Origin of the sequence: Nocardia sp. NPDC088792 (genome assembly GCF_044750615.1) — a bacterium.
Taxonomy (GTDB): domain Bacteria; phylum Actinomycetota; class Actinomycetes; order Mycobacteriales; family Mycobacteriaceae; genus Nocardia.
This window is the reverse complement of sequence record NZ_JBIVKC010000005.1, coordinates 159,905-172,666: the sequence shown is the minus strand read 5'-3', so window position 1 is coordinate 172,666 and position 12,762 is coordinate 159,905. Positions and strand designations below refer to the sequence as shown.

Sequence of the window (12,762 nt, the reverse complement as noted above, 5' to 3'; positions counted from 1 at the left end):
GTTGGGACTAGTGTGATCGTTGACGCGTCCGGAATCAACATTGACGGCCCGGCGATGTTCATGAGTTTCAGCTGAATGAGGGAGATGCTCGTGCCGTACCGCAGACCGAAACGCCCCTACGTCCTTCCGGTTGTCACCGTGCTGGCCATAACGGCGCCGTTCGGCCTGCTGGCCCTGAGTGACACCCGAGATGTCCAGAACGCGGATGAGAGCAATCTGGCAGCTATACCAGCGGAACTGGCCGAGGTGGCCTTGGCTTCGGCGCCGGACATCACATTGCCGCTGCGCGAATTGACCGGGTTGAACCTGCCGGACCTGCACCTGTCCGATCTGCGAATGTTGCCGCTGCCCAAGTCGATTCCGGTGCCGCAGGGCCTGCCCTTGCCGCCCGGCGTACAGCTACCCCGCGAAATTCCACTACCCCGACTAGGGCAGAACCAGCCCGGATTCATCGCGGACCCGGCGCCGGCTGCCGACTCGCCCGCCGCACCGAGTGATCCCACCGCTCCGGCCGCACCGCAGGAGCAGGTCGTGCCCGGGGATCCGAACGCACCCGCACTCAACTCCGGGACCGTGCCGCGCGACCTCGTCGACAAGGTCGGCGCGCAGGTCAAGCTGCTGACCAGGGACAAACCGTTCAGCATGGTCGCGCTGACCGCCAAGGACATGATCGGGACCACCGCCATGATCCGGGCGCAGCGGCCCGATGGCACCTGGGGGCCTTGGTATTCGGCCGAACAGGAAGAAGGCCGGGATACACCGGCCAAGAAGTCGGGCACCGAGCCGATCTACGTGGGCAATACCAAGGCCGTCCAGGTGCTGACCACACGCAAGGCCGCGGCGCCCGTGGATGATGCCGCACCGCTGGCCGGGCAGACCGATCCGGCGCAGGTGGATCTGCAGAAGCTGGCCGCGGTCCTCATCGATCCGGGGCGCGGCTCCATCGACGAGAACCTGTCCGCGGTGGCGGCGCCGCTGCCGGGCGGCGGGCCCAAGGTGATCACGCGTGCGCAATGGGGCGCGGACGAATCGCTGCGGTGCGAGGAACCGACCTACGACGATGCCGTCAACGCAATCACGGTGCACCACACCGCAGGTCGCAATGACTACACCAAGGCCGAATCCGCCGGCATCGTGCGCGCGATCTACGCGTATCACGCAAAAACGTTGGGCTGGTGCGATATCGGCTACAACGCACTGGTCGACAAGTACGGGCAGATCTTCGAAGGCCGCTACGGCGGAATGGACAAGCCCGTCGAAGGCGCGCACGCGGGCGGATTCAATATCAATACCGCGGGCGTGGCATTCATGGGTGACCACGAGGACGATCCGCCGACCGATATCGCGGTGCAATCCATGACCCAGTACATCGGATGGCGCGCCAAGGTCGCCGGCATCGACCCGGAAGGGTCCACCACCATGTACTCCGAGGGCAGCGACTACACCAAATACCCGCTGGGCCAGGCCGTGAAATTGCCGATCATCTTCGCGCACCGCGACGTCGGCAACACCACCTGCCCGGGAGACGCCGCCTACGCGCTCATGGACAAGATCCGCTCCATGGCCGAGACCGCGGCGGGCGGAGTGCCCGCACCGACGACCACCAAGCCGCGGCCGGTGCCCGGACAGAATGCGGGCAACCCCAATCCGCAGACCGCGCCCAGCAGCCCGGACACGAGCTCCGATCTCGCGGCGCTCGCCGATCTGACCCAGAAGCTGCTGGGCATGCTGAACCGGAGCTCCGTGGCGCGCTACTGGAACCAAGAAGGCGGCGCGAACGGCCCACTGGGACAACCGAAATCGGAACCCGTCACGACCGCCGACGGCGGACAGTACGCGCAATTCGTCAACGGCTACGTGTACTCGACACCCGACGGGCAGGTGTTCGCGGTGGTCGGCAAGATCCTGGAACGGTTCCTGCAACTCGGCGCGGGCACGGGCGTGCTCGGCCTGCCGACCAGCAACGAATACCCGGTGCCGAACGGGGCGCGAACCGACTTCCAGCACGGCTCACTGCTTTTCGACAAGGTCACCGGCATCGTGACGACCGTGCTGCAGAACTTCGGCGCGGTACAGAACCCGGTCACCCCGGTGGCGCCGGCCACCCCGGCCGCGCCGAGCATCGTCGCCGTTCCGCCGGCCGCGGGTCCGCAGGCCCCCGACCAGCTGCCGCAGGCCGCCGGGCGCTAGCCCCGGACAGCGGGACCGCCCGCTGCCGACACCGCGCCGCATCCGCTCCTCGCGGGTGCGGCGCGTTCTGCTGTAACCGGCTGTGCGGCAGCATGTCCCGTGGCCACCGCGTTGAGGCGAGGTCCGCGCAGGGAGCTCGCGCACCGTGAGACGGCGTGAATCACCGACGATGGGGCGAGCCGGGCTGTGCGGCAGTATGTTTCACGTCCACCAGCGTTCGAGGATGCGGGCGACGCCGTCCTCGTTGTTGGCCGCGGCGATCTCGTCGGCGGCGGCCTTGGCTTCCTCGTGGGCATTGGCCATGGCTACGCCGTGGCCGGCCATGCGGAGCATCGGGACGTCATTGGGCATATCGCCGAAGGCGATCAGGGCGGAGTGCTGGACGCCGAGACGCTGGGCGACGGTGGCCAGGCCGGTCGCCTTGGAGACGCCGGGGGCCGATAGCTCGATGAGGCCGTTGTCGGTCGAGTAGGTCAGATCGGCGCGGCCCGTCAGATGCGGTTCCAGGACCTCGCGCATGTCGGCGCTGGACGCGCCCGCCAGGCGGATGAGCATCTTGATCGCGGGGGCGGCGATCACCTCGGCACGCGAGACCTGGGTGTCGTCCGGGTTCAGCCACGCGTGCTGGTACTCCGGGGAGCTCACGAACTGGGGAGTCGCCGCGTCGTGGGCGGTGGCGCCGACCCGCTCCGTGGCCAGGCCACAGCCGGGTAGCAAGGACTCGGCGAGATCACCCGCCCAGGCGAGGGTCTCCACGTCGAGGGTGCGGGATTCGAGGATGCGATCGGTGGCGCTGTCGTAGATGACCGCGCCATTGCCGCACACGCACAAGGGTGCGTAACCGAGCCCGTCGACGACAGGGTCGATCCATCTCGGAGGGCGGCCGGTGGCGAGCACGAACGGCACGCCATCCGCGATGAGGGCATCAATCGCGGCCTTCGTGCGCGCGCTCACCTGCTCGCTGTGGTCGATCAGCGTGCCATCGACGTCGGAGGCGACCATCTTGGGTTTCGGCAGGTGGAAGAGTGTCACCCACTCCATCCTGCCCCATCCGAGGTCCGGTTCGCCCGGAGATTTTCACTACCGAGACCCAGCCGGTGCCGGAAGGCCGTCCGAACCGACAGCAACCGGTCGGACTGGAAGATTGTCCGGGAAGGGCCGGTGCGTGCTGCGCAGATGCCGGATGCTGTCCCTATTATTTGGGGCTAATGACCCGACCCGAAAGGGAATGATGGCCGGATTTCTGCTGCGGCGTGCGTTGAACTATGTCGTTTTGCTGGTGCTGGCATCGTTTCTCGTGTTCACGGTCGCGTCACTGACGTTCACCCCGCTGGATTACCTCGAGCAGCGGAATCCGCGGCCGACGCAACAGGTGATCGATAACAAGCGGGCGGAGCTGCATCTGGATGATCCGATCCCCCAGCGGTATCTCGCGTGGGCCGACGGTGTCGTGCACGGCAACTTCGGCAACACCATCGCCGGACAGCCCGTCACGGACGAGCTGGGCCGGCGTATCGGGGTGAGTCTGCGGCTGCTGGTGGTCGGTTCCATCGTGGGCACCGTGCTGGGCGTGCTGATCGGCGCGGCGAATGCCGTGCGGCAGTACAAGTTCAGTGACTACTTCAGCACGGTCGTATCCCTGCTGTTGCTGTCCACGCCGATCTTCTTGCTGGCCACACTGCTGAAATACGGTGCGCTGGAGATCAATCTGGGCACCGGCAAGCAGATCTTCCTCTACACCGGCGAGACCTCCGCGACCGCGGTGAACGGCCTCTGGAATCAGTTCGTGGACCGCCTCCAGCACATGGTGGTCCCCACCCTCGGCCTGGCACTGGGCGCGATGGCCGGATACAGCCGCTATCAGCGCAACGCCATGCTCGACGTACTGGACAGCGATTTCATTCGCACCGCGCGTGCCAAGGGCCTCACCCGCAGCCGCGCGCTGTACAAGCACGGACTGCGGACGGCCCTGATCCCCATGGCGACGCTGTTCGCGTACAGCTTCGGCGGACTCATCACCGGCGCCACCTTCACCGAGAAGATCTTCGGCTGGCACGGCGTCGGGGAATGGCTGGTCGACGCCATCAATGCCCAGGACATCAATATCGTCGTCACGGTGACCGTGTTCACCGGCCTGGTGGTGCTGCTGTCGGGCCTGCTGTCCGACATCGTGTACGCGATTCTCGACCCCCGGGTGCGTGTCTGATGACCGAGGTGGAGACCATCGTCCAGGGCGCACCCGTGGCCGCCGGCCGGCGCAAGCTGGTGTGGCGGCGCTTCCTGCGCAACAAAGTCGCGGTGGCCGCGGCGGTGATCCTGGTGCTGCTGTTCGTGGTGGCGTTCATCGCGCCACACGTGCTGCCGTACAGCTACACGGATATCGACTCGACGGCGCGACTGCAGCCGCCCAATGCGAAACATTGGTTCGGCACCACCACCATCGGTGAGGACGTGCTGGCACAGACCATGCGCGGCTTGCAGAAATCGCTGGTGATCGGGTTCGGGACGGCCCTCATCTCGGCGTTCATCGCGACCATCGCGGGTGCGACGGCGGGCCTGCTGGGCGGCTGGACCGACCGGGCCATCATGTGGCTGGTCGACCTGCTGCTGGTGGTGCCGAGCTTCATCCTGATCGCGCTCTTCGCGCCCAAGACCAAGGGCAACAGTTCGGTGGTGCTGCTCATGGTACTGATCGCGGCCTTCGGCTGGATGATCTCGGCGCGCATCATCCGCGGCATGTCGATGACCCTGCGCGAACGCGAATTCGTGCGCGCCGCACGGTATATGGGCGCCTCCACCTGGACGGTCATCACCACCCACGTGGTGCCGAACATCGCCAGCATCCTGATCATCGACACCACGCTCGCGGTCGGATCGGCGGTCATGGCCGAAACCGGTTTGAGCTTCCTGGGATTCGGCGTGCAGCCCCCCGATGTGTCGCTGGGCTCGCTGATCGGCGACTACTCGAAGAACGCGCTCACCTACCCCTGGACGTTCATGTTCTCCGGCGCGTTCCTGGTGCTCATCGTGCTGTGCGCGAACCTCATGGGTGACGGACTGCGGGACGCCTTCGACCCGAACGCGAAGAAGGCGCGGGCGAAGCAGGCACGAAAGGCCGGCAAATGAGCCAGGATGCGGTCGAACCGGTGAAAACCACGGCGCCCGAACCGGTCAAGACCACGGCGCCCCTGCTCGAGGTGTCCGACCTGCGCGTGTCCTTCCCCGGTGAGGAGGGACGGGTCGACGCGGTCCGCGGCGTGAACTTCACCGTCAACGACGGCGAAGTGCTGGCCATCGTCGGCGAATCCGGCTCCGGCAAGTCGGTGTCCTCGATGGCCGTCATCGGGCTGCTGCCCGAACAGGCCCGCATCCAGGGCTCGATCCGGTTGCGCGGCAAGGAATTACTGGGACTCGGCGACAAGCAGATGTCCCGGCTGCGTGGCAGCAAGGTGTCCATGGTTTTCCAGGACCCGCTGTCGGCCCTCACGCCCGTGTACCGGATCGGCGATCAGATCGCGGAAGCCCTGCTCGCACACGGGAAGATGGGCAAGAAGGAGGCCGCGGCCCGCGCGGTGGAACTGCTGGAGCTGGTGGGCATTCCGGATCCGGCCCAGCGCGCCAAGGCTTTTCCGCACGAATTCTCCGGCGGTATGCGCCAGCGCGTGGTGATCGCCATGGCCATCGCCAACGATCCCGAACTCATCATCTGCGACGAACCCACTACCGCGCTCGACGTGACCGTGCAGAAGCAGATCCTGAATCTGCTGCGCAAGGCGCGCGACATCACCGGGGCCGGCGTCATCTTCATCACCCACGACATGGGGATCGCGGCCACCCTGGCGGATCGGGTGGCGGTCATGTATGCCGGGCGGATCGTCGAAACCGCCGCGGCGCAGGAACTCTTCACCGCGCCCCGGATGCCCTACACGGTCGGCCTGCTGGGCTCCATCCCGCGCATGGACGGTCCGGCGCGGTCGCCGCTCATCCCCATCGTCGGGGCGCCGCCCGCCATGCACGCGCTGCCGCCGGGATGTTCGTTCGCACCGCGCTGCCCGATCGTCATCGACGACTGCCGGGCCGCGGAACCGCCGCTGCAGGACACCGCGCCCGGTCATCGGGCCGCCTGCATCCGCACCGCCGAAGTGGGCAGCGAGCAGCTGTTCACGGCCTACCGCAAGGAGATCGAGGCGCCCGCGGAGATCGCCGAGGTCGACGCCACCCAGGTGGTGCTGCAGGTGAGCGAACTGCGGAAGACGTATCCGCTCACCAAGGGTGTGGTGTTCCGCCGCCAGGTGGGTGAAGTGAAGGCGGTCGACGGCATCAGCTTCGAGGTGCGCGCGGGTCGCACGCTGGCGCTGGTCGGCGAATCCGGATCCGGCAAGTCGACCACGCTCACCCAGATCATGGATCTGCTGCGGCCGGAGAGCGGCCGCATCGAGATCCTCGGCCATGACGTGACGACGCTGACCAAACAGCAGCGCCGCGATATTCGCCGCAAGATGCAGATCGTCTTCCAGGACCCGTCGGCGTCGTTGGATCCACGGCTGCCGATCTCGGACGTACTGGCCGAACCGCTGCGCATCAACGGGCGATCCCGCGAGGAGATCAACCGGCGGGTGCCGCAACTGCTGGAACAGGTCGGCCTGCGCCCCGAGCATGCCGACCGGTACCCGGCCGACTTCTCCGGCGGCCAGAAGCAGCGCATCAATATCGCCCGCGCGCTGGCGCTGGATCCGGAACTGCTGGTACTCGACGAACCCGTGTCCTCCCTGGACGTTTCGATCCAGGCAGGTGTACTGAACCTGCTGCGCGACCTGCAGGCCGAACGCGGACTGTCGTACCTGTTCGTCTCCCACGACCTGTCCGTCGTCCGTAACCTGGCCCACGACATCGCGGTCATGTATCAGGGACAGATCGTGGAATACGGTCCGGCGGAACGCATTTTCGCCGCACCCGAACACGAGTACACCCGCGCACTGATCGATGCGGTGCCGGTTCCGGTGACAACCCGATAGGAGGGTGTCGGATGCGCATTGGACGAGCCTGCACCGCAGTGCTTCTCGCGAGCGGACTGGCGCTCGCGGCCTGTAGCAGCACCGCGCCCGCCCCCACCGGGACGGGCAGCCTCGGCGTAACCGCCGATATCGATCCGCATCCGCGCGACGACATCAAGGACGGCGGCAACCTGCGGCTGCCGACACCCGAGATACCGGTGAACTGGAATGCGCTCCAGCTCGACGGTGGCGACGGGGACTACGCGGAGATCGAATGGTGGATGATGCCGCGCGCCTTCACCACCGACGCGGCAGGCAACCTCACCGTCAATCACGACTTCTTCACCGACGTGCAATTGACGAGCACCAGCCCGCAGGTGGTCACCTACACCATCAACCCGAAGGCCGTCTGGTCCGACGGCTCGCCGATCACCTGGGAAGATCTCGCCTCCGAGGCGAACGCGCTGAGCGGCAAGGACAAAGGCTTCCAGATCGCCATCAGCAACGGCTTCGACCGGGTGGCGAAGGTGACACGCGGGGTCGACGACCGGCAGGCCGTCATCACCTTCGACAAGCCCTACGCCGACTGGCGCGGCCAGTTCGCCGGCAACGCCATGCTCTATCCGAAATCGGTGACGGCCACCTCGGATTCGTTCAACAAGTCGCTGCTGAGCGGGCTCCCACTCTCCGCGGGACCGTTCGTGCTGAAATCCATCGACCGCACCGGCGGCCTGATCACCTTGGCCCGCAACCCCGAATGGTGGGGCAACACGCCGAAACTGGACACCGTCACCTTCCGGGTGCTGGACCGCAGCGCGTGGACCCAGGCGGTGCAGAACAACGAACTCGACTCGGCGCTGCTCAGCACCATCGACGACCTGCAGAACCTGCGCTCGATCCCGGGCGTGACCATCCGGCACGCGCCGCTGAACCGCTGGCGGTATTTCGCGTTCAACGGCGCTCCCGGTTCCATCCTCGCCGATCCGCAACTCCGCGTGGCCATTTCGAAGGCCATCGACCGGCAGCGCATCGCCGCGACCATGCAGAACGGGCTCGTCGACAAGCCGGAACCGCTGAACAATCAGGTCTTCCTGCGCGGGCAGCACGGCTACCAGGACAACAGCCTCGGCTTCGACCCGGACGCCGCCGCCAAGGAACTCGACGCGCTCGGCTGGGTGAAGCAGGGCAACGACCGGGTCAAGGACGGCAAGAAACTCGTCATCCGGGACGTCTTCTACAACGACGACACCTGGGTGCAGATCGCCAAACTGATCCAGCAGGACCTGAGCAGGATCGGCGTCGGACTCACCATCGACACCCGGCCGGCGCAGCGGTTCTTCACCGACGTCATCCAGCCCGGCGACTTCGACGTCTGCCAGTTCACGCTGTCCGGGGACGCGTTCGTGTTCAGCAGCATCCCGCAGTTGTTCGGGCTCTACCCCAATGACCTGCAGCTCAACTACGGGCGCATCGGATCACCGGAACTGAACACGCTCATCGATCAGACCCTCTCCGAACTGGATCCGGACAAGGCCATCCAGATGGCGAATCAGGTGGACCGCAAGGTCTTCGAAGAGGGCCACTCACTGCCGCTGATGCAGGATGAAGGCAACTACGGGGTACGGTCCGATCTGGCCAATTACGGTTCAGCCGGATTGGCCTCGTACGACTACGCCAGCATCGGCTTCCTGAAGTAGACCGACAGCCCGAGACGACAAACGCCGAACCGGCGGAAGGAGCGGTCCATGCGGATACGTTCGACCATGATTCGATTCGCCATACCGGTGGCGGCGTTCGGGCTGATCGTGACGGGATGTAGCGCCGGCGGCAACGAAGGCGGCACCGCGATACTCGGCAGCACCAACGCGATCAACCCGCATCCGGTGACGGATCTGAAAGACGGCGGCAACCTGCGACTGTCGCTCACCTCGTTCCCGGCATCGTTCAATACGCTGCATGTGGACGGGAACACCACGGACAGCGCCGATGTGGTCACGCCGACACTGCCGATCACGTTCAACAGCGATGCGGCCGGTGACCTCACCGTCAACCACGACTTCTTCACCGACATCCAGCTGACCTCGACCAGCCCGCAGGTCGTCACCTACACCATCAATCCGAAAGCGGTATGGACCGACGGAACACCCATCACCTGGGAGGACCTGAAGTCCCAGTGGCAGGCGCTGAACGGCGGTAACAACCAATACCAGGCCGCCAGCACCGCGGGCTACGACCACATCGGCAAGGTGGAGCGCGGCGTCGACGACCGGCAGGCCGTGGTCACCTTCAGCCAGCCCTACGGCGAATGGAAGGGTGTGTTCGGCCTGCTGTACCCGAAGGCCGACACCGAATCGCCGCAGGCGTTCAACGATTGGGCGCGCAACTCGCTGCCCCTCAGCGCCGGCCCGTTCGTGATCACGAACATCGACCGCACGCAGAACCGGATCACCCTGAGCCGCAACCCCAAATGGTGGGGTGACCAGCCGAAGCTGGACAACATCACGCTCAGCGTGCTCGACTACTCGGCCATCGTGCCCGCCATCCAGAACAACGAACTCGACGAGGCATACGTCTCCGGCCTGGAGGCCGTGACCGCCGCCCGCCAGTCCGCCGGCGTCGAGATCCGCCGCGCGGCCGAACCCAGCTGGAGCTTCATCGGATTCAACGGCGCGCCGGGTTCACTGCTCGAGGACGTGAAGGTGCGGCAGGCCATCGCCAAGGGCATCGACCGGCAGGCCATCGTCAACAACAGCCAGCACGGCATCGTCGACAACCCGACCCCGCTGAACAACCACATCTACATGGCGGGACAGAAGGGCTACCAGGACAATTCACAGGACCTGCCCTTCAACCTGGACCAAGCCGGCAAAGAACTCGATGCCCTCGGCTGGGTGATCAAGGACGGCGTACGCGAGAAGGACGGCAAGAAGCTGATCCTGCGGGACGTCATGTACCAGCAGGACGCCTGGGTCGACACCGCCAAGGTCATCCAAGCCGACCTCGGCAAGATCGGTGTCCGCGTGGACATTCAGACCGTCCCCGGCACCGGCCTGTTCACCAATGTCATCGACCCCGGCAACTACGAGCTCGCGCAGTGGAGCATCTCCGGCAGCGTGCTGCCCATCGGTGCGCTCAAGCAGTTCTACTACTACGACCCGAACAACTGGCAGGGCAACAAGTCCCGCATCGGCTCGCCGGAACTGAACACCGTCATCGACCAGGCCCTCGCCGAACTCGACCCGGACAAGGCCATCACACTCGCCAACAAGGCCGACAAGATGATCTTCGACGAAGTGCACTCACTGCCGTTCAACCAGGCCTCCGGCACCCACGCCGTCCGCACGAACCTCGCCAACTGGGGCGCGTTCGGCATGGCATCCCCCGACTACACCAAAGTCGGCTTCCTGAAGTGAGTTTCCGGCTGGGTCATCCCCTGGCCTACCCGCTGCTCGTGACGATCGGCGCCCTCGCGGTATGTCTCGCCTGGGCGCCGTTCGGCGATTCGGAGCAGGTGGCCATGCTGGGGGCGGTGGCGGTGGTCATCGTGGGGTACAGCGGGTTTCGGTTCGCGGTCGCGACGGGTGTGCTGCCCGCGGGGCTTTCGGACGCACCGGCGGGGACGCACGCGGCAGTGGGCGGGCGGGCCGTGGCGGTGCGGCGGGTGCGGCAGCAGCATCGGCTGGTGAGCCGGTCGTGGCTGGAATTCACGCTGGGCGGGAAGAATCGGTGGCTGCCGGTGTATTTCGAACCTGCCCTGGCCACGCTGGACCAGGGGACCGCTGAATTGGGCGGCCGGACAGTGCGGATCGATGGGCTGCGGGTGTATCCGGCGGGGCGCGTGCGGGATTCGGAGCCGGTCGGGCGGCTCATCGACAATCCCGTGCGGCCCGGTGCGCAGGCGGTGACGGCCGCGGCGCGGGCGGCGGGCCTCGGGCGGCGGCTGCTGCTGGATGGGCAATCCGCCATTGCCGGGCCGTTCGCGGGACTCTTGTGGGTTTATGTGGCGGGCGGCGGGTTACCGGCTTTCGCGGGCGCCACCGTGGTCGCCGCCGTGACCGCCACCTGGCTGGCGGCGGTGCGCGGCTCCGATCCGAGCTGAATCGCGGGTCAGCGGATGAAGCGGCAGGTGAGCAGGGCCGCCAGCGCGTAGCAGCCCGCCATCACGCCGAAATCGTCCGCCGCGCCGCCGTACCAGCCGGCAATGGCGAACAGCGCACCGGCGACGGCCACGCCCACCAGCGTGCCCATCTGGCGGTTGGCGTTCAGGGACGCGCCCGCGATATTCGCGTGGCTCGGACCGGCGGCGGACATCAGGCCGGTCGTCATGGCCGGAACACTGATGCCGACACCGAGATGCACGACGCCCATCACCACCACGATCAGCCAGTACGGCGTCCCCGGGGACAAGAGGGTCAGCGACACCGCGCCCAGGGCGCCCGCGGGCAGGCCGATCAACATGACCCGGCGGGCGCTCACCCGATCGCCGATCCGCGCGAAAATCAGGTTTCCGACCAGGAATATGCCCATGATCGGCAACAGCTCCAGACCCGCGGTGAAGGGCCGGGCGCCACGCGCATTCTGGAAGAACAAGCCCAGCACGAAGATTCCGCCGAAACAACCGAAATTGATGAGGAAGCCGATCGCATTCGATGCGGTGAAAACCCGGTCCCGCAGCAATTCCCGCGGAATGATCGGCAGCACCGCGCGGCGCTCACGCAGCACGAACACGGTGGCCACGCACAATGCGAACACCCCGGAGCCGATGATCGGCGCGGAACCCCAGCCGTAGACCGGGCCCTCGATGAGCGTGAAACACACTGCGGCCAAGGTGAGAATGCCCAGGGCGTGACTCAGGACCGTCACCCGGCCGGGGACCGCGGGCGGCGCACTGACAATGCGCTGCGCCAGCAGGAAGCCCACCAGGCCGATCGGGATATTGACCATGAAGATGCTGCGCCAGCCGAGCGTGTCGACCAGGACACCGCCCACCACGGGACCCAGGCCCGCCGAAATCGACACGATGGCCGCCCACAGGCCGAGCATGCGGGCGCGACGGCCCGGCTCCGCAAACGAGAACACCAGCAGGCTCAGGGAACTCGGCATGAACATGCCCGCACCGACACCCTGCAACATGCGCGCGCCCACCAGCATGCCGCCGCTGACCGCGAATCCGCAGACCGCGGAGGCAATCGCGAATACCGCCAAACCGGCCAGGTACATGCGTTTGGCGCCGACCCGGTTCGCGAGGGAGCCCGACAGCAACAGCAGCGACGCGAACGTGAGGGTGTAACCGTCGATGGCCCAGGTCAATCCGGACAGCGAGAGATGCAGACCGGCGCTGATACCCGGCCCCGCGATATTCACCACGGTGGCGTCGAGGGTCGCCATCACGAAGCCCAGCGCCAAGGCGCCCAAGGTGACTCCGGCGGGATAGCGCTTACCGGTGCGTTCGACCGAAACCGCTGTCGACGAGCTCATTTCACACACGGTAAGAGCTGGAGCACACTCCAGTTCAACCGTTTTATCAGCATGTGAGATGCCTGCTCGGGACGTCTACTCGCCGGTGCTGGACACCGGC

9 protein-coding genes are annotated in these 12,762 nt (G+C 66.4%); 7 read left to right on the top strand and 2 right to left on the bottom strand.

Translation table 11 applies throughout. The features are described from left to right. Positions 1-90: 90 nt before the first annotated feature. A complete protein-coding gene (locus tag ACIP5Y_RS32990) occupies positions 91-2,190 on the top strand; it encodes an N-acetylmuramoyl-L-alanine amidase (RefSeq protein WP_400356137.1) in 2,100 nt (699 codons plus the stop codon). Between the two features lie 201 nt (positions 2,191-2,391). On the opposite strand, the gene ACIP5Y_RS32985 is transcribed toward ACIP5Y_RS32990, so the two are convergent. After that, positions 2,392-3,231: an HAD family hydrolase gene (locus ACIP5Y_RS32985; protein ID WP_400356135.1), complete on the bottom strand. Its 840-nt coding sequence runs from the start codon at positions 3,229-3,231 to the stop codon at positions 2,392-2,394. A gap of 190 nt (positions 3,232-3,421) precedes the next feature. On the opposite strand from ACIP5Y_RS32985, the gene ACIP5Y_RS32980 reads away from it, so the two are divergent. Genes ACIP5Y_RS32980 through ACIP5Y_RS32955 form a run of 6 tightly spaced genes read left to right on the top strand, consistent with a single transcriptional unit; the run spans position 3,422 to position 11,283 of the window. Next, on the top strand, positions 3,422-4,396 hold the full coding sequence (locus ACIP5Y_RS32980; protein ID WP_400356920.1) for an ABC transporter permease: 975 nt from the start codon (positions 3,422-3,424) through the stop codon (positions 4,394-4,396). After that, positions 4,396-5,316, top strand: a complete 921-nt coding sequence (locus tag ACIP5Y_RS32975; protein ID WP_400356133.1) for an ABC transporter permease — start codon at positions 4,396-4,398, stop codon at positions 5,314-5,316. The genes ACIP5Y_RS32980 and ACIP5Y_RS32975 overlap by 1 nt, the downstream gene beginning before the upstream one ends. After that, positions 5,313-7,205, top strand: a complete 1,893-nt coding sequence (locus ACIP5Y_RS32970; protein ID WP_400356131.1) for a dipeptide ABC transporter ATP-binding protein — start codon at positions 5,313-5,315, stop codon at positions 7,203-7,205. Before ACIP5Y_RS32975 ends, ACIP5Y_RS32970 begins: the two co-directional genes overlap by 4 nt. A gap of 11 nt (positions 7,206-7,216) precedes the next feature. Beyond that, positions 7,217-8,881: an ABC transporter family substrate-binding protein gene (locus ACIP5Y_RS32965; RefSeq protein WP_400356129.1), complete on the top strand. Its 1,665-nt coding sequence runs from the start codon at positions 7,217-7,219 to the stop codon at positions 8,879-8,881. A gap of 48 nt (positions 8,882-8,929) precedes the next feature. Then, a complete protein-coding gene (locus ACIP5Y_RS32960) occupies positions 8,930-10,597 on the top strand; it encodes an ABC transporter family substrate-binding protein (RefSeq protein WP_400356128.1) in 1,668 nt (555 codons plus the stop codon). Then, on the top strand, positions 10,594-11,283 hold the full coding sequence (locus ACIP5Y_RS32955; RefSeq protein WP_400356126.1) for a hypothetical protein: 690 nt from the start codon (positions 10,594-10,596) through the stop codon (positions 11,281-11,283). Before ACIP5Y_RS32960 ends, ACIP5Y_RS32955 begins: the two co-directional genes overlap by 4 nt. 8 nt (positions 11,284-11,291) lie before the next feature. On the opposite strand, the gene ACIP5Y_RS32950 is transcribed toward ACIP5Y_RS32955, so the two are convergent. After that, positions 11,292-12,662, bottom strand: coding sequence for an MFS transporter (locus tag ACIP5Y_RS32950; RefSeq protein ID WP_400356125.1), 1,371 nt, complete (start codon positions 12,660-12,662; stop codon positions 11,292-11,294). Positions 12,663-12,762: the final 100 nt, after the last annotated feature.